Source organism: Streptomyces sp. NPDC051315 (genome assembly GCF_044455165.1).
Taxonomy (GTDB): Bacteria; Actinomycetota; Actinomycetes; order Streptomycetales; family Streptomycetaceae; genus Streptomyces.
Genome location: NZ_JBITEN010000002.1, coordinates 538,517 through 555,837, shown reverse-complemented (window position 1 = coordinate 555,837; position 17,321 = coordinate 538,517). Strand labels below are relative to the sequence as shown.

The 17,321-nt window shown below is 72.8% G+C and carries 17 protein-coding genes; 9 read left to right on the top strand and 8 right to left on the bottom strand.

Features of this window, described 5'->3' with window-relative positions; translation table 11 throughout:
- The first annotated feature begins 73 nt into the window (after positions 1-73).
- From ACIBBD_RS05495 to ACIBBD_RS05475, 5 genes are all read left to right on the top strand, one after another.
- On the top strand, positions 74-1,051 hold the full coding sequence (locus ACIBBD_RS05495; RefSeq protein ID WP_399417969.1) for an NADPH:quinone oxidoreductase family protein: 978 nt from the start codon (positions 74-76) through the stop codon (positions 1,049-1,051).
- Complete coding sequence (locus ACIBBD_RS05490; protein ID WP_399417968.1) at positions 1,048-2,229, top strand: acyl-CoA dehydrogenase family protein; 1,182 nt, start codon at positions 1,048-1,050, stop codon at positions 2,227-2,229. The genes ACIBBD_RS05495 and ACIBBD_RS05490 overlap by 4 nt, the downstream gene beginning before the upstream one ends.
- On the top strand, positions 2,226-3,299 hold the full coding sequence (locus ACIBBD_RS05485; RefSeq protein WP_399417967.1) for an acyl-CoA dehydrogenase family protein: 1,074 nt from the start codon (positions 2,226-2,228) through the stop codon (positions 3,297-3,299). The genes ACIBBD_RS05490 and ACIBBD_RS05485 overlap by 4 nt, the downstream gene beginning before the upstream one ends.
- Before the next feature lie 171 nt (positions 3,300-3,470).
- Complete coding sequence (locus ACIBBD_RS05480; RefSeq protein ID WP_399417966.1) at positions 3,471-4,331, top strand: phosphatidylinositol-specific phospholipase C/glycerophosphodiester phosphodiesterase family protein; 861 nt, start codon at positions 3,471-3,473, stop codon at positions 4,329-4,331.
- Between the two features lie 113 nt (positions 4,332-4,444).
- Complete coding sequence (locus ACIBBD_RS05475) at positions 4,445-4,639, top strand: hypothetical protein (protein ID WP_399417965.1); 195 nt, start codon at positions 4,445-4,447, stop codon at positions 4,637-4,639.
- Positions 4,640-4,651: 12 nt separating this feature from the next.
- Here ACIBBD_RS05475 and ACIBBD_RS05470 read toward each other — a convergent pair whose 3' ends face one another.
- From ACIBBD_RS05470 to ACIBBD_RS05460, 3 genes are all read right to left on the bottom strand, one after another.
- On the bottom strand, positions 4,652-5,881 hold the full coding sequence (locus ACIBBD_RS05470) for a phosphodiester glycosidase family protein (RefSeq protein WP_399417964.1): 1,230 nt from the start codon (positions 5,879-5,881) through the stop codon (positions 4,652-4,654).
- 299 nt (positions 5,882-6,180) lie between these two features.
- Positions 6,181-7,380, bottom strand: a complete 1,200-nt coding sequence (locus tag ACIBBD_RS05465) for a bifunctional class I SAM-dependent methyltransferase/NUDIX hydrolase (RefSeq protein ID WP_399417963.1) — start codon at positions 7,378-7,380, stop codon at positions 6,181-6,183.
- Positions 7,381-7,654: 274 nt separating this feature from the next.
- Positions 7,655-8,104, bottom strand: a complete 450-nt coding sequence (locus ACIBBD_RS05460) for a carboxymuconolactone decarboxylase family protein (protein ID WP_399417962.1) — start codon at positions 8,102-8,104, stop codon at positions 7,655-7,657.
- A 130-nt stretch (positions 8,105-8,234) separates the two neighbouring features.
- Between ACIBBD_RS05460 and ACIBBD_RS05455 the strand changes: the two genes are divergently transcribed.
- Entirely contained in the window at positions 8,235-9,095 is an 861-nt protein-coding gene (locus tag ACIBBD_RS05455) for a pirin family protein (RefSeq protein ID WP_399418141.1), read from the top strand.
- Positions 9,096-9,155: 60 nt separating this feature from the next.
- Here ACIBBD_RS05455 and ACIBBD_RS05450 read toward each other — a convergent pair whose 3' ends face one another.
- Positions 9,156-9,632, bottom strand: coding sequence for a carboxymuconolactone decarboxylase family protein (locus ACIBBD_RS05450; protein WP_399417961.1), 477 nt, complete (start codon positions 9,630-9,632; stop codon positions 9,156-9,158).
- Between the two features lie 199 nt (positions 9,633-9,831).
- Between ACIBBD_RS05450 and ACIBBD_RS05445 the strand changes: the two genes are divergently transcribed.
- Positions 9,832-10,767: an RNA polymerase sigma-70 factor gene (locus ACIBBD_RS05445; RefSeq protein ID WP_399417960.1), complete on the top strand. Its 936-nt coding sequence runs from the start codon at positions 9,832-9,834 to the stop codon at positions 10,765-10,767.
- Positions 10,768-10,868: 101 nt separating this feature from the next.
- Here the strand turns inward: ACIBBD_RS05445 and ACIBBD_RS05440 are convergent, their stop codons facing one another.
- The 3 genes from ACIBBD_RS05440 to ACIBBD_RS05430 form a co-directional block, all read right to left on the bottom strand.
- The gene (locus tag ACIBBD_RS05440) at positions 10,869-11,990 is read right to left on the bottom strand and encodes an amidinotransferase (protein WP_399417959.1); all 1,122 of its coding nucleotides are present in this window, start codon (positions 11,988-11,990) and stop codon (positions 10,869-10,871) included.
- A 161-nt stretch (positions 11,991-12,151) separates the two neighbouring features.
- A complete protein-coding gene (locus ACIBBD_RS05435) occupies positions 12,152-12,364 on the bottom strand; it encodes a hypothetical protein (RefSeq protein WP_399417958.1) in 213 nt (70 codons plus the stop codon).
- 278 nt (positions 12,365-12,642) lie between these two features.
- Positions 12,643-13,581 carry an endonuclease/exonuclease/phosphatase family protein gene (locus ACIBBD_RS05430; RefSeq protein WP_399417957.1) on the bottom strand — a complete coding sequence of 313 codons (939 nt, stop codon included), beginning with the start codon at positions 13,579-13,581 and terminating at the stop codon, positions 12,643-12,645.
- A gap of 346 nt (positions 13,582-13,927) precedes the next feature.
- Between ACIBBD_RS05430 and ACIBBD_RS05425 the strand changes: the two genes are divergently transcribed.
- Complete coding sequence (locus tag ACIBBD_RS05425; RefSeq protein WP_399417956.1) at positions 13,928-14,719, top strand: matrixin family metalloprotease; 792 nt, start codon at positions 13,928-13,930, stop codon at positions 14,717-14,719.
- A gap of 124 nt (positions 14,720-14,843) precedes the next feature.
- On the opposite strand, the gene ACIBBD_RS05420 is transcribed toward ACIBBD_RS05425, so the two are convergent.
- Entirely contained in the window at positions 14,844-16,340 is a 1,497-nt protein-coding gene (locus ACIBBD_RS05420; protein ID WP_399417955.1) for a glycoside hydrolase family 6 protein, read from the bottom strand.
- 299 nt (positions 16,341-16,639) lie between these two features.
- Here ACIBBD_RS05420 and ACIBBD_RS05415 point away from each other — a divergent pair, with 299 nt between their 5' ends.
- Positions 16,640-17,122 carry a flavin reductase family protein gene (locus tag ACIBBD_RS05415; protein WP_399417954.1) on the top strand — a complete coding sequence of 161 codons (483 nt, stop codon included), beginning with the start codon at positions 16,640-16,642 and terminating at the stop codon, positions 17,120-17,122.
- Positions 17,123-17,321 lie beyond the last annotated feature (199 nt).

Genomic DNA, 17,321 nt, shown 5'->3' with positions numbered 1-17,321 from the left:
GCAAGCGACCGCTTAGTATGCGACCGACCCCTGGTCAGCCCGGTCAGACGACGCAGTCCCGTGGAGGCTCCGCATGCAGGCATGGCAGGTGCACGAGAACGGCGAGCCGAGCGAGGTGATGCGGCTCCAGGACGTGGAGCCGCCCACGCCCGGTGACGGCCAGGTCCTGCTCAAGGTGCGCGCCGCGAACATCAACTTCCCGGACGTGCTGATGTGCCGGGGCCACTACCAGGTCCGGCCCCCGCTGCCCTTCACGCCCGGCGTGGAGGTCTGCGGCGAGACCGAGGACGGCCGCCGGGTGATCGCCAACCCGGCCCTGCCCTACGGCGGTTTCGCCGAGTACGCCGTCGCGGACGCCGCCGCGCTGCTGCCCGCGCCCGACTCGCTGGACGACGCCGAGGCCGCCGCGCTGCACATCGGCTACCAGACGGGCTGGTTCGGTCTGCACCGCCGGGCGGGGCTCGAGGCCGGCGAGACGCTGCTCGTCCACGCTGCCGCCGGAGGGGTCGGCAGCGCGGCCGTGCAGCTCGGCAAGGCGGCCGGCGCCACCGTCATCGGGGTCGTCGGCGGGGCCGACAAGGTGTCCGTCGCCCGGGAGCTGGGCTGTGACGTGGTGATCGACCGGCACGGCGAGGACGTCGTGGCCGCCGTCAAGGAGGCCACCGGCGGCCGGGGCGCCGACGTGATCTACGACCCGGTCGGCGGCGAGGCCTACGCCCAGTCCGCCAAGGTCGTCGCCTTCGAGGGCCGGATCGTGGTCGTGGGCTTCGCGAGCGGCACCATCCCGAACCCCGGGCTGAACCACGCCCTCGTGAAGAACTACTCGATCCTCGGCCTGCACTGGGGCCTGTACAACACCAAGATCCCCAAGCTGGTCCAGCACTGCCACGAGCAGCTCACCGACCTCGCGGCCCGGGGCGCGATCAAGCCCCTGGTGAGCGAGCGGGTGCCGCTGAGCGAGGCGGCGGCAGCGGTCCAGCGGGTCGGCGACGGGGCCACGACCGGCCGGGTCGCCGTCGTCCCCTCCCTGGAGAACGGAGCCGCCGCATGACCGACACAGCAGAACTCAGGCGCCGCACAGCGCAGTTGCTGGCCTCGCATCCGCCCGCCACCACCGACCGCCTCGACTTCCTCAGGGCCCGCTTCGATGCGGGACTGGCCTGGGTGCACTACCCGGAGGGCCTCGGCGGCCTCGGCGCACCGCGCTCCTTGCAGGCCGTCGTGGACGCCGAGCTGGAAGCGGCCGGCGCCCCCGACAACGACTCGCGCCGCAACGGCATCGGGCTCGGCATGGCCGCCCCGACGATCCTCAAGTACGGCACCGAGGAGCAGAAGCAGCGCTATCTGCGGCCGTTGTGGACCGGCGAGGAGGTCTGGTGCCAGCTGTTCAGCGAGCCCGGCGCCGGCTCGGACCTCGCGGCGCTCGGCACCCGGGCCGTCCGGGAAGGCGACGAGTGGATCGTCAACGGGCAGAAGGTGTGGACGTCCGGCGCGCACAACTCGCGCTGGGCCATCCTCATCGCCCGCACCGACCCGGACCTGCCCAAGCACGCGGGCATCACCTACTTCCTCTGCGACATGACCGACCCGGGCGTCGAGGTCCGGCCGCTGCGCCAGATCACCGGCGAGGCCGAGTTCAACGAGGTCTTCCTCACCGACGTCCGCATCCCCGACTCCTGCCGCCTCGGCGAGATCGGTGACGGCTGGCGGGTCGCGCAGACCACGCTGAACAACGAGCGTGTCGCCATCGGCGGCATGCGGCTGCCCCGCGAGGGCGGCATGATCGGTCCGGTCTCGAAGACCTGGCGCGAACGCCCCGAACTGCGCACCCACGACCTGCACCAGCGGCTGCTGAGGCTGTGGGTCGACGCCGAGGTCTCCCGCCTCACCGCCGAGCGCCTGCGCCAGCAACTCGTCGCAGGACAGCCCGGTCCCGAGGGCGCCGGCATGAAGCTCGCCTTCGCCCGCCTCAACCAGGAGATCAGCGGCCTGGAGGTCGAACTCCGCGGCGAGGAGGGCCTGCTGTACGACGACTGGACCATGCGCCGCCCGGAGCTGGTGGACTTCACCGGCCGGGACGCCGGATACCGCTACCTGCGCTCCAAGGGCAACAGCATCGAGGGCGGGACCACCGAGGTCCTGCTGAACATCGTCGCCGAGCGCGTGCTGGGCCTGCCCGCCGAGCCGCGCACCGACAAGGACGTCGCCTGGAAGGACCTCGCCCGATGACCGACCTGCTGTACTCGGAGGAGGAAGAGGCGCTCAGGGCGGCCGTACGGGACCTCCTCGCCGACCACTGCGACGCGCCGGGTGTGATCGCCCGCACCGAGTCGGACACCCCGCACGACCCGGCGGCCTGGAAAGCGCTCGCCGAGGGCATGGGCCTTGCCGGACTGCTGGTGCCCGAGGCCCAGGGCGGCCAGGGCGCGACCCACCGCGAAGTCGCCGTGGTCCTGGAGGAGCTGGGACGGGCGGTCGCCCCGGTGCCGTATCTGACCAGTGCCGTCGTCGCCACGGAGGCGCTGCTCGCCTGCGGTGACGAGGAACTGCTGGGACAGCTGGCGTCCGGCCGGACCGTCGGCGCGCTGGCCATCGGGCTGCACACCGCGCCCGACGCCGCCTTCAAGGCCGTACGCGTCGAAGAGGGCGCCCTGCACGGGGAGGTGACCGGCGTCGCGGACGCGGCGGTCGCCGACGTGCTGCTGGTGCCCGCCGAGGACGGCGGCCTGTACGCGGTCGACGCCTCGGCGGCGACGGTCACCCCGCAGGTCTCCTTCGACCTCACCCGCCCCCTCGCGACGGTCACCCTGAGCGGTGCCGTCGGCCGTCGCCTCGGCGACGCCGGACCCGCTGTGCGCCGGGCCCTGCGCGCCGGTGCCGGACTGCTCGCCTCCGAGCAGCTCGGCGTCGCCGACTGGCTGTTGACCGAGACCGTGCGCTATCTGAAGGAGCGCAAGCAGTTCAACCGGCAGGTCGGCGGCTTCCAGGCGCTCAAGCACCGGCTCGCCCAGCTGTGGCTGGAGGTCGTCAACCTCCGTGCCGCCGCCCGGGGCGCGGCCGACGCGCTCGCCACCGGAGACGACGTCGACGTGGCGGTCGCCGTCGCCCAGGCCTACGCGGCGCCCGTCGCCGTCCGCGCCGCCGAGGAGGCGCTGCAACTCCACGGTGGTATCGGCATGACGTGGGAGCACCCCGTCCACCTCTACCTGAAGAGGGCCAAGGCCGACTCGATCGCGCTCGGTACCGCGGGCGCCCACCGCGCGGCACTGGCCGAACTGGTCGACCTCCAGGCACCCTGACCGAACCGCAGGGAAAGCCCGCCCCACCTGGGGCGGGCTTTCCCGTGCGCCCGGCGGAACGGGGTGAACAACCGGCGGCGCTCCGGCCAACTCCTGCTCCGCACAGGTCCGTTGAGGTCCGAAGGACGTGATACTCCCTGAGGTCCCGTACGGCATCCCAGGGAGGCAGGCATGGCCCTCACCACCCGTCGCAGAGCCCTCACCACCTTCGGCGCCGCCCTCGCCGGCGCGGTCGCCCTGCCCGCCGGCAACGCGCTGGCGGCCGAACAGAAGCACCGCGTCCGCCCGTTGTGGCGCGCCCACGCCCACAACGACTACGAGCACCCGCGTCCCCTCCTGGACGCCCTCGACCACCGCTTCGGCAGCGTCGAGGCCGACATCTTCCTCGTCGGCGGGCAACTCCTCGTCGCCCACGACCCCGTGGACCTCGACCCGGCCCGCACCCTGGAGTCGCTCTACCTCGCCCCGCTCGCGGCCCGCGTCGAGGCCCACCACGGCGCGGTGTACAGGGGTGCGCGCACGCCGCTGCAGCTCCTCATCGACATCAAGACCGAGGGCGCGTCCACGTACCTCGCACTCGACCGTCAACTGCGGCGCTACCGGCACCTGTTCACCACGTACGACCACGGCCGGGTGCGCCGGGGCCCGGTCACCGCCGTCATCTCCGGCGACCGTGCCGCCCGCCTGCCCATGCAGGCGCAGACCGTGCGCCGGGCCTTCTACGACGGCCGCCTGGCGGACCTCGGCAGTACCGAGGCCTCCTTCGCCTCGCTGATCAGCGACAACTGGTCGCTCAACTTCACCTGGCAGGGCGTCGGCGCCTTCCCCGACGCCGAGCGGCGGAAGCTGCGCGGTATCGTCGGCGCGGCCCACGCGCGCGGGCAGAAGGTGCGGTTCTGGGCGACCCCGGACGTGCCGGGCCCCGCCCGGGACGCGCTGTGGGGCGAACTCCTCGCCGCCGACGTCGACCACCTCAACACCGACGACCTGGCCGGCCTGGAGGCGTTCCTCGACGCACACCGCTCGGCCTAGTCCCCCGTCGACACCACTCGTTCGGAGGACGGGTCAGCCGCACGGACGAACCCTCCGCTACGCCACACTTGCGGCCGAATGCCGCGAAAGCGGACGTGGCGGAGGAGGTTGACGTGGCCGTTTCCATTTCCGTGCTGCTGTTGCTGCTGATCCTGGCGGTGATCTTCCTGCGCACCGGCGGACTGAAGATCTCGCACGCGCTGGTCTGCCTGCTGCTCGGCTTCCTCCTGGCCGGCACGAACATGGCCCCCACCATCCACAGCGGCCTCACGGCGACGGCCGACATCGTCGGCAGCCTGCGGCCGTGAGGCCGTGCGGGATCACTGCGTGAAGACGCCGATGCCGTTCGGCACGGGACGCTCCGCACCCCCGGAGGGGTGGTTGCGCACCGTGACCCTGGTCGCGCCCGGCGCCCGGGCGACCAGCGTCGTCGAACCGCCGCCGTCCAGGCTGAAGCCCTCGGTGGCACCGAGGCTCTTCAGGGCCTTGGCGACCTCGGCGATCGTCAGGCCCTTGCGGTAGGCGGCGGCGCCGTCCACCGCGAACAGCAGCACGCGCTGTCCGCCGTTGGCGAGCCCCACGGCCGTGCGTACGGCCGAGGTCCGCGCGTCCAGCCCCGTCAGGGGCTGCCCGCCGGAGAGCACCGGGTAGCCGCCCAGGGCGAAGCGGTACGCGCGCTGCGACGCGGCCGTCAGGCCGTACCGCACCGCCACCCGCTGGCCCTTGACGAACCTGCGCAGGCGCTGCGCGCCCGCCTCCCGTCCGACGAGCACGACCGTGTCGGCCGCGACGGTGCCGCTGCCCGGGGTGGCCGAGGCCGAGACGACCACGCCCTTCTTCACGGTCACCTCATAGGTGCTCGTGCTGCACCCCGCGGCCCGGTCGGTGTCCGTGCCGCAGGCGGCCCGGGCCCGGGAGACGCTGCCCCAGTCGGACGTGTACGCGCCGATGGAGTTCTCCGCCAGCGCGTACTGGTTGAGCCCGCCCAGCGGCAGCCGTCGCCCGATGGTGCTGACCGACCCGGTGACGCTCAGGCTGTCCAGCCGGGCCCGTCCGTCGGTGCCGACGCCCACGACGTTCTTCGTGGTGGTGCCCCGTGGAAGCTCGGGCCCGAACCGCTGACCGTTCGGGACGGCGCCCTTGAGTACCTTCCCGGCGGCGATCGCCGGACCCACGCTCGCCCCGGTCGCGGTGACGCCCGGGTGCTGGACCTCGGAGATGTTGAAGAAGTCGCCGTTGACGCCGGCGACGGCCTTCTGCGCCGTGGCCAGCTGGGAGACGGTCCCCCGGGCAGCGACCTTCCCCGGGTACAGCAGGCCGAGACGGACGTGGGTGTTCGTCAGGTCGACGCTCAGCACGTGCACGTGCGTGGTGCCGGCCGTGGCCGACAGGTCGTACTGACGGTAGGTCACGCCCGCCGCGATCGTGGTCCAGGTCGCGGCACCGGCCGGCGCCGCCCCCGCCAGGAGCCCGCCCGTCAGCGTGCCGAGTGCCGTCACAAGCGTCAGCGACGTTCTGCCTGCCCTGAACCGTTTTTGATGCCGTGTCACAGACCCCCCTGCGTAGTTCGGGCCGCAACTTTCTCATGACCTGCTGGGACGGCGGCCGGGGGGTCGGTGCCAACACCACGAGAACGAGTGAGAAGTGGCGCGATTCTCCACGATCCTGCTCACCCGCACGGCCGCACGGCCGGACGCCGGCGCGTCGGCCGTGCAGGCGTCGGGGGCGGGGGGCTCTATGAGGCCGGCGGCACGACGCGGTCCTGCGCCGACGCGACGACGCAGGCCTTTCCGTGCCCGCCGGCGCACGCGTGCAGGGAGTCATCGCCGCACGTCGGCGCGGCACCTGCTCAACCGGCCGGGGAACCGCCCGCGTACGGCGTGAAGTGGGCCGGTGCGTGGTCGATGGGGAGGTCCGGGCGCCAGGCGGTGAGGGCCTGGGCGCTGCACACGAAGAGGGACGGCGGCAGGTGGTCCAGCGCGTACCAGCGCCAGTCGCCGACGCGTTCGCCGGGCTGGTCGGCCGGCTCGCCACGCCAGTCGGTCACGGCGGCGGCGACCGTCACCCGGACGACGCCGTCGGCGTGGTCGAGGAGGGTGCCCAGCAGCCGTACGTCCGAGGGGCGTGCCCGCAGCCCGGTCTCCTCCCGCAACTCCCGTACGACCGCCTCCTGGAGCGACTCCCCGGGCTCCACCGTGCCGCCGGGCAGCTCCCAGGTGCCCCGGCGGTGGCGGCCCAGGAGCAGCCCGCGCGGGCCGTGCAGGATGGCCCCGACGCCGAGGGCCGCGTGGGCGACGGGAGGCAGGGCCGTGCGCGGGCGGGCGGAGACGCGGACGGGCCGCCGGACCCGGAACACCCGGTACGAGGCGAGGTTGGCCGGATCGGGGGCGGTCACCTCCGTCACCTCCTCGACGTTCAGCCCGTGGTCGGTGAGCAGGTCGGTCCACACCTCGGGTGCCAGCACCCACATGCGGACCGTCGTCTCGCCGCCACCGGCGAACAACAGCGTCTCGGGCCGGGCGACGACCTCCGACGAGGGGCCGTCCCCGCGCGAGTTGGTGTGCAGCGCTGAGAAGCACAGCGTCCCGCCGGGCGTCAGCGCCGTCGCCAGCGCGGGCAGCAGACGGCGCGGGTCGACGTACGGCACGGCGTTGACGGAGTAGACGACGTCGTACGGCCGGGCGGTGCGCAGGTGGGCCACGGCGTCGGCGTGGACGAGGCGCAGGCCGGGGAGGGAGCCGTAGCGGGCCCGTGCCCGTTCGATCTGGCCCGGCGCGGAGTCGACCGCGTCCACCTCGGCGCCGTGCGCCCGCACGAGCCGGGCGGCGTGCCGGGCCGTGCCGCAGCCGAGGTCCAGCACGCGCCGGCCCTTCAGATCCCCGAGGAACGCGTCGTCCGGCCCCGCGCCCGGGAACCCCCAGTCGATCCGCTCCGCCGCCGCGACGACCGTGCCGCGCCGCAGGTGGTGCGCCGCGTAGGCCTGCCAGGCGTCGGCGTTGACGGCCTCCGGGTCGTCCGGGGCGAGGGGCGGGACGTGGGGGTGCGGCATGGGCGGCCTCCGGGGCGGCTCGGCGGGTGGCCCGGGGATTCTTACCGGGGGCCCGGCGGGGCAATCTCCGGATCGAGGATCCCGGGGACATCACCACAGCCCGCGCCGCCGAGGCCGTGAGCAAGCCGTGCGCTGTGGGGCCGGAGCCCGTGCACCCAGGGACACGGGCCCGGCCTCCGGCAGCCGTAGCGTCGGTGCTCGGTGCTCGGTGCTCGGTGCTCGGTGCTCGCCAGCCCGGTGCCACGCTGAGGTACCACCCGGAACGGAGGGACCGTCAGTGGACGGGGTGCTTGCTGAGGATGGAGACCCGGTTGAAGGCGTTGATGGTGACCGCCACCCAGATCACGGCCGAGATCTGGTCCTCGGTGAGGACCTCCAGGGCCTCGGCGTAGGCGGCCTCCTGTGCGGCGGCGTCGGAGGGCACGGTGGTCGCCTCCGCCAGCGCCAGGGCCGCGCGCTCCACAGGGGTGAACAGGTCGGTGTCCCGCCAGGCCGCGAGCACCCCGAGCCGCCGTGTGGTCTCTCCTCCGCGCAGCGCGGCCCTGGTGTGCACGTCGAGGCAGAAGGCACAGCCGTTGAGCTGCGAGACGCGCAGATTGACCAGTTCCACGACGGTGCGCTCCAGGCCCGCGTCGGCGGCGGTCGCGCGCACCGCCTCGGACGTCTGGACCAGGGCGTGGTAGGCCTTGGGGCTCTGCTTGTCGATGAAGATCCGTCGAGTCATAGTTGAATATCAAACATTCCTGGGAGAGGCGGAGGCGAGAGGCCGGGATGGAACCGACGAGAGGTGGCGCACTGTGAGCAAGGTCGAGGTACTCACCCCGCGGGAGGTACCGCTGGGCGGCCCCCGGGCTATGGCCGTACGGCGGACGCTGCCGCAGCGTACCCGTTCCTTGATCGGCGCCTGGTGCTTCGCCGACCACTACGGCCCCGACGACGTCGCCGAGTCCGGCGGCATGGACGTCGCGCCCCACCCGCACACCGGCCTGCAGACGGTGAGCTGGCTCTTCAGCGGCGAGATCGAGCACCGCGACAGTCTCGGCAGCCACGCCTTGGTCCGGCCCGGCGAGCTCAACCTGATGACCGGCGGTCACGGCATCAGCCACTCCGAGGTCTCCACCCCGGGCACCAGGGTCCTGCACGGCGTCCAGCTCTGGCTGGCGCTGCCCGACGAACACCGCGCCACCGCACGGGACTTCCAGCACCACGCACCGCGGCCGGTCCGCCTCGACGGCACCGAGATCAGGGTCTTCCTGGGCACCCTCGCCGGATCCACCTCCCCGGTACGGACGTTCACACCGCTCCTGGGCGCGGAGATCCTCCTGGAACCCGGCGCCGAGACCTCCCTGGCCGCCGACCCCGCGTTCGAACACGGCCTGCTGGTCGACACGGGGGAGATCCGCTTCGCCGAGACGTCCCTGCGCTCCGCGGAACTGGGCTACCTGCCGGCCGGCGCCGCCCGTCTGACCCTGGCCAACGAGTCCGGCGCCCCGGCCCGGGCCGTCCTGCTCGGCGGTACGCCGTTCGAGGAGGAGATCGTCATGTGGTGGAACTTCATCGGACGCAGCCACGAGGACATCGTGCGGGCGCGCGAGGACTGGATGGCGGGGCTGGGTGGTCCCCGGTTCGGTGAGGTGGAGGGGTACGACGGGGCGCCGCTTCCTGCGCCGGAGCTGCCGTCGGTGCCGTTGAAGGCGCGCAGCAGGGGGCGTTGACGCGGGACGGCGCCCGGCCCGGATCGTCCGATGCGGGCCGGGCGGGGAGTCGTCCGCCGGTCAGTCGAGCGCGGCGAACATGCCGGGCTCGTACGAACCGCCCGGGTTGCGCACGATCACGTTCATCCGGGTGGCCGCGTTGATCAGGGAGACCAGGCAGACCAGCGCACCGACCTGGTCGTCGTCGTAGTGCTCGCGCACCTCGGCCCAGGTCTCGTCGGACACGCCGTGGTCGCCGAGCCGGGTGCCCTCCTCGGCGAGTGCCAGCGCGGCCCGCTCGGCCGCGGTGAACACGGTGCTGTGGCGCCAGGCGGCGACCAGGTGGAGGCGGAGCGCGCTCTCACCGGCGGCCGCCGCCTCCTTGGTGTGGATGTCGACACAGAAGCCGCAGCCGTTGAGCTGGCCGACCCGCAGCTCCACCAGCTCCCGCAGGGTCTTCGGCAGCGTCGACTGTTCCAGGACCGACGAGACGTCGGAGAACCGCTTGGCGATCTTCGCGGCGGTCGGGGCGGCGAGCAGGTTGAAACGAGGTTCCATGCCTTCGTCCTCACTCATGGGATGGGGCGCCGTGCGGATCGTTCGCACGGCGTCGGTGGCGACATGGAGATGCCGCCGCCCCGGCCCCTGTGACAGGCGGGTCATGTGACGTACGCCACCGGTCGTGGCTGTCACACGGCGGTCGTGACCGGCGTCCTGTGTGCGGCACCGTCGAGGGCGAACAGGGGGAGAGCCGGCCATGGGCGAGCGTGGGGAGCACACGAGGGGCGCAGCCGGGCCGCGCGCACGAGGCGGCCGCACGGACCGGGCCACCGAGGGGTTCGTCGCCCACCGCAACCTGCTGTTCACCGTCGCCTACGAGATGCTCGGCTCGGCCGCCGACGCGGAGGACGTCCTCCAGGAGACCTGGATGCGGTGGGCTGACGTCGATCCCGACACCGTGCGGGACACGCGCGCCTACCTGGTCCGGATCACCACCCGCCAGGCCCTGAGCCGGCTGCGCACACTCCGTCGGCGCAAGGAGTCCTACGTCGGCCCCTGGCTGCCCGAGCCGCTGCTCACCACGCCCGACGTGGCCGAGGACATCGAGCTGGCCGACAGCGTCTCGATGGCGATGCTGCTGGTGTTGGAGACGCTCACGCCGACCGAACGGGCGGTGTTCGTGCTGCGCGAGGTCTTCGGTCTGGAGTACGACGAGATCGCGGAAGCCGTCGGCAAGAGCCCGGCCGCGGTCCGCCAGGTCGCGCACCGGGCACGGGCCCACGTGGCGGCGCGGCGACCGCGCGGGGCCGTGTCCCCGGCCGAGACCCGCGCGGCGCTCGAGGCGTTCCGACGGGCCGTCGAGACGGGCGATCTGCAGGGCCTGCTCGACATCCTGGCGCCGGACGTCGTCCTCCTGGGCGACGGCGGCGGAGTCGTGCAGGCCGTGCTGAACCCCGTCGTGGGGGCCGGTCCGGTGGCCGAGCTGGCCGCCGGGCTGGGCAGGTTCGGCGCCGCGGCCTCGCTGCGAGCGGCACAGGTCAACGGCCACCCGGCGCTGCTTCTCCGGCTCGACGGCGAGATCGACACCGTGGTGGCGGTGCGCGTCGACGACGGCCTCATCACCGGGCTCTACGCCGTGCGCAACCCCGTGAAGCTGTCACGTGTCGAGCGGGCCACCCTCCTGCGCCGCTGACGTGCACGGCGTCCTCGGCACGGCGCCGCGTCCCCTGCGCCGCAGCCGGTTCAGGGCCCTCGGCCCGAGGGCGCGCGCCTCACCCGCTCCGGCGACGTGGATCAGTCGACGTACGACGCGAGCGTGCCGCGGCGCCGGACGTCGAGTGTCGCGCAGTGGAACGAGCCGCCGAACGGCGCGTAGTGCAGCAGGTCGCACGGGATCGGCTCGAACCCCCACTTCTCGAGCGCCCGCAGCATGCCCGTGTGGTGCCGCTCCGCGATCACCCGTTTCTCGTCGATCATCAGCACGTTCATGCTGAGCCACTTGCCGCACATCGAGGTGATGCCGAGCAGGCGCTCGTCGATCGGGTCGGGCTCGGGGGCGATCAGGATGTCCCAGGAGCCGAGCACGTCGGGCAGGCGGTCGACGTCGACGTACTCGGGATTGACCAGGGCCTTGCCCGGCCCGAGCGGGACGAACGTCGTGTCGATGTGCATGGGCGTGCGGCAGCGGCTCTCGATCTCGTGAATGCGGTAGCCCGGTCCGAGGTGGCGGCGCAGCCATTCGATGCCCATGCGGTTGGTGACATTGCTGCGCGTGACGAACAGGTCGCGTCCCGCGCGCACGAAGTCCGCCGCGTCGAACACCGGCTCGAACTCGGTGAGGATGTGGCGCACGGGCTCGCCCGCCGCGGGGATACGGAAATCCGCCTCGAACAGCGCGTCGGTGAGCTGCGGTTTCGGAGCCGACGTCCAGCGCGCGCCGCGCCGGAAGTAGTCCTTGAGGATCTCGCGATAGGAGTGGGTCTCGAAATACCGGCAGGGCCAGGCCATCGGGGTCTCGATGATCTCGTCACCGATCACGAGCATGCTGTCGCGCGGACAGGTGTTGCAGAAACCGCGTGAGGACCAGTCGGGGGTGCCGAAGCGACGCCTGTGGTCGACCGCGTCCGGGCGCCTGACGGTGATGTCGAGGGACTCCAGGAGGGCGACGAAGCGGTCCAGTTCGTCCCGCGCCCGCTCGACCAGCACCCGTGGATACCTGAAACCGGCGGCGAGGCCCTGCAACCGCGCCGCCCAGGGCGGCATGTTGCAGGCCACGACCGGATGCTTGGAGGGGATCGTCGCGTCGTCCAGACGACCGACGATGATCTCCTCCAGCGGGTCCCACTCGTTGTGCGAACTGACCGGCGAAACGAGAGGTTCCGCAGCGCTGTCGGTGGTGACCGGTGCCGCCGACATCACACGCAGCCCGCAGCCCGCCGAGGGGCCTCGCCGACCGCCGACGGAGGACTTCCGGGCCTTCGCACCACTACCGCCATGCTCAACCGCTTTCGATCGCAGAGAACGCAGAGAACGCAGAAAACGCAGGACGCAGAAAACGCAGGACGCAGAAACGCGTGTCACCGGGCACAGCCGACGTCCCGTATCTCGATCACGTCACCATGGCGGGTATACACCAGCCAGCACCATTCACCGAACGCCACGGCGATGTCGGGGACGTGTGTCGTCCGGTCCTCGGCCACGGCCTCGATGAGCATCAGGATCTCCTTGTGCACATCCTCCGGGACGTCGAACAGCACGTCGGCGGCCCGTTGGATCATCTCGACTCTCATGTCTCACCCCGCGGGTGGCAGGAGCATCAGGGCAGGAGCCGAGGACTCCGCTCGGGTCGGTGGACGGCTCGACCGGAATCCCCGAACCACGATAAATCCGCTCGCGACGAACGTCACGACCGCCGCGGTGGCCGCGTCGGTCCGTCCGGCGGCGGTGGTACAGCAGTTCGGCCGCACGCCGGGCATCATCGCCCACGCGTCCGCACGACAGGGGCGGAACCAGGCTGGAGATCCCGGACTTCGGCGACGCACCGACGGGGGAGACCCGGACAGCACAGCTAGCCCAGCCGTACCCGCCCCACCACCGGCAGGTGGTCGCTGCCGGTCGCGTCCCGGGCCGACACCTCCGTCACCACGACGCCTCTGCCGAGGACCTGGTCGATCCGCGCCACCGGCAGTGAAGCCGGCCAGCTGAACGCGAACCCCGCGGCCGGGGCGGAGAGCCGGGAGGTGAGCGGTGCGAGCCCGCGATCCTGCACGGTGCCGTTGAGGTCGCCCACCACCAGGAGCCGGGCGGCCGGGTCCGCCGCGATCCGTGCCCCGAGCAGCGCGGCGCTCTCGTCGCGGGCCGACGACGCGAAGCCGCTCGCGCCGAGGCGGACCGACGGAAGGTGGACCACGTACACCGCCACCTCTCCCTCGGGCGCGCCGACCGTGGCCCGCAGGCCGCGCCGCCAGCCGTCCGGGAAGCCCGCGGGCCGGATGTCCACGGCCCGCACGTCCGAGAGGGGGTACGCGGACCAGAGCCCGACCGTGCCGTGGACCGCCCGGTGGGGGTGCGAGGCGGCCAGGACGTCCTCGTAGGCGGGCCGCGCCGCGGGCGTCAGCTCCTGGACGGCCACGAGGCCGGCGCGCGCGGCGCGGAGGGCCCGCGCGGTCCCGGCGGGGTCGGGGTTGTCGTCGGCCACGTTGTGCTGGACGACCGTCAGGTCGTACGGCTCCGAGGAGAACGGTGACCACAGTCCGCCGAACAGAACGAGCCAGGCGAGCGTCGGCGCCAGACAGGCGAGCAGCCCCGCCGTCGATCTCCTGAGCAGCGCCAGGCAGATGAGGAGCGGCACGACCACGCCCAGCCAGGGCAGGAACGTCTCCAGGGCGCTGCCGAGACGCCCGAGCCGGTTGGGCACGGCGGAGTGACAGGCCAGCAGACCGGTGACGCCGGCCGCGCACCCGGCGAGCCCGAACGCCCACCGCCGGTCTCGTGGGCGAGCAGCCACCCGGGCGGCAGGCCCGTGCGGAGCGTGCGGTCCTCGCGTGTGCAAGGTGGTCCCTTCCGGGGCGACGGTGACGTACGTCGACACGCGCCGGATGGCCGAAGCGGTTGCACCGCACCGCGACGTCCGCCCCGTTCTATTGTCATGGCGTCAACACAGGCCTAGCTTGTCGTGCACACGCCCGGCAGCTGACCGTGCCGGGTCGGGGGGGCGGGGGAATCGGGGGCCCCGGACAGATCATCACCGGCGGCGTCGCCGCTCTGTCGGCATGCCTCATTTCTCCCCTCCCTGCTCAGTGCGCCCCACGACCACCACCGAGCCAGGGAGACATGTCCGAATGAACCGTCGGTTGAGACACAGGACCAGCGGCTGGGCACTGACCGTGCTCACCGTGCTCGCCGTCAGCCTGGGCATACCCGCCCAGGCCACCGCCGCGCCGGCCCCCGGGGCCGCACCCGCGGCGGGGCAGGCCGAGAGGGCCGGCGACGTCCACGCCGTCCGGCAGAACGCCGACGGCACCACGTCCGTCAGCGTCTACCGTCCGGCGCCCGGGGTCACCGCCGACGCACTGGCCAAGAAGCTCAAGGCCAAGGGCGTGCGGGGGGTGCAGGCCCCCACGTCCGGTGACGTGACGGCACTCGCCCTGCCCTGCTCGTACGGCACGGCCCGCAGCCTGGAGTGCTCGCCCGTCCGCTGGGCGCACAACGGCTACGCCGACCCGCAGGTGTACTTCCTCGACCACACGTCCTCGGCCTGGCCGATGACCGCCGTGGTCCCGAAGTGGCACGAGTCGGTGGGCATCGACTCCTACTACCGCTGGTACACGGACGGCTGCCCGGGCGGCGGGCGGCACTGTGCCCACGTCCACAACAGCAACTACGGCAACACCGGCTGGACGGGGGTCACCAACTACCAGTACAACTCCGACCGTTACTTCGTCGACGGCAGCGTCTCCATGCAGCTGAACGACTACTACGGCGGAAGCGCGGCCGAGCACCGCAACACCGCCTGCCACGAGGCGGGCCACGTGCTCGGGCTGGGTCACGGCACCTCCACGTCGAGCTGCATGTACAGCTCCCGCACCTCGACCACCGTGCCGAACTCGGACGACTTCGCCCTGCTGCCGCGCATCTATCCCTGACATCCCCGGTCCGCGCTCCGCGCGATCAGCGGTGTGCGGCCCTCCCGCGCGCCGGGGCGGACGAGGTCCGCTCCGGCGCCGCGGACGCTCTCGCGGAACACGGTGGCCGGCCGGCTGCCGCCGGTCAGCTGCCGTCGATCAGTGCCTCGGCCAGCTCCGGGGAGAACGAGCCGGCCGCCGGGGAGTTCGCCGGGCACTGCGCCGAGTCGCCGTCCGAGTCACCGGGGTTCTTGATCCACAGCTGGTACTCCGCCCCGCCGGGGCTGCCGGCCCGGGAGGTCACACCGAGTCTGCGTCCGGCCGGGTTGCAGAACCCCACATGGCCGCTGTCGGGCGACCCCGGGACGACATGACCGCCGTTGCCGTTGCGGGAGGTGTCGACCACCCAACGGCTGGTCAGGCCGAAGTCGGCCTCGAGCCGGGCGGCGAGCCGCCGGGCGTAGTCGTCGGAGACGGCGGTGTCGTCGAAGTTGGACACGTTGACCGAGACCCCGCGGGCCATGGAGACACCGGAACGGTCGAGCAGGTACGCCATCTTCTCCAGGCCGATGCCCTGCGTGCCGCTGAGGTCCGGCCCCAGCGTCCAGGTGGCGTTGCCGGCGTCCAGGTACGTCCGCACGAACGCGCCCTGCTGCTGCAACTGCCGGGTGGCGTGCCGGAGCATGTCGAAGCGCTGCTCGGCGCCGCCGTTCATGCAGGCCTCGTCCGAGGCCTGGGCCACCGCGTCCGGTTCGAGTACGACGATCGCCGGGCGGCCCGCGACGCCCTGGGCGAACGCGTCGATCCACGCCTTGTACAGGTCCGGGGAGCCGGCACCGCCGGAGGAGGCGCCGCCGCAGTCCCGGCCGGGGATGTTGTAGGCGACCAGGACCGGCAGCCGGCCCTCGGCCGCGGCGGCGCCGACGTAGTCCGACACCTCGGCCCCGATCCCGGTCGTGGGGTCCCCGTCGGCGTCCCAGTCCCCGAACCACTTCACGGTGTTGTGGTCCCCGATGGAGGCCTTGATCCGCGCGGCGCGGGTGTCGTCGGAGTGGGTCCCGGCCCAGACCGCCGCGTTGTTGCCGGGATCGGTGTAGAAACCCTCGCGGGCGGTGGAGGTGGTCAGGGACACGTTGTCGAGGACGATGTCCGTCGCGGCCGGCTGCCCGCCGAGCTGGAAGGTGAGCGCCCCGGCCGTGGTGTCGATCCCGGAGGTGAACGTCCAGGAGAAGTGCTGCGAGGAGGGCGTCAGGCCGACGGTCCGGTCCAGTGTGGCCGTGTGGGGCGCGGCATCGAGCTGGGCGGTCGCGCGCATCGTCGCCGCGGTGGAGGCCCTGGCGTCGAAGGACAGCGTGTACCTGACGCCGGGACGCAGCCGCAGACCACCCTGTCCGACCATGGCGTCCCACGGGTTCGCGGTCCCGGCGTCGACGGTGGCCGCCAGCGCTCCGTCGGCGGCCGTCATGGTGGTGCCCGTCGACCACCAGCCGGTGGTGCCGGCGGCGAAGGTGCCGTTGTCCGCCAGCTCGCCGTAGACCGGCTGGGCGTCGGCCGCGGAGGCCGACGGGGTGGCGGACGCCAGGAGGGCGGCGACCAGGACGGGGGCGCCCACCGCCCGGAACAGTCCGGGTGTCGTGATCATGGGGAACGGCCCTTCGTCAGTCGTGTCGGTCGGCCGCGAACGGCACGGGGGTACACCCGAGTGAAGGCCCCCCTTTCACGGACCATGATCCCCTGACCGTCCGTCACGGCACCCCGGAAGAAGGTAGCTGTGACCTGTGCCATACCTCGGGCCGGCCGCCGCTCGGGGGAGCGCGTCCCGGCCGCGGGGTGTCGGCGGGGCGTACGGCGGGCACCGCTGTGAGCCCGGGGAAAAGACGGGCACCCGTCCGGTGACGAGGTGCCGGCCGGTGGGGCGCGGTGGACGGGAGTGAGGGTCACGTGACGGACGTCGACGTGTTCATGAATCGGCTGGACCCCGACATGTGCGTGGTCACGGCCGCGGTGGGCGAGGACCGGTCGGGATGCCTGGTCGGGTTCTCCTCGCAGTGCTCCATGCGCCCGGTGCGGTTCGTCGTGTGGCTGTCCAAGGTGAACCACACCTACCGGGTGGCCCGCGACGCGGACTGCCTCGCCGTCCATCTGCTGACCCGTGACCAGCACGAGCTGGCCGCCCTCTTCGGCGGGCGGACGGGCGACCGGGTCGACAAGTTCACGCGGGTCCGCTGGAGGCGGGGGCACGGCGGCGCGGTGGTCCTGGAGGACGCGGCCGCGTGGTTCGTCGGCACCGTCGAGCGGCGCGTCGACGGCGGCGACCACGTCGGCTTCGTCCTCGAACCCGTGCAGTGGGACGAGCGGGCCGACGGCCCCCTGCTGCGCCTCGGTGACGCCCTCGACATCAGCCCGGGGCACCCCGTGGACTGACACGGGCCCCCACCGGCCCGAGCCGCGGACACACCCGCGGCGCGGCCGCGCGGGAACCGGGCGGGACGACCCGTTCGGCGCAGTGGCAAAACGATCCACTGGGTGAACGGGCCGGTGTTCGATCAAACGCGGGTGCGCGGCGCGGCCATTCTGTGGCGGGAGTTCCCACGTCACCGGACAGTGGAGCCCCCACGTCACC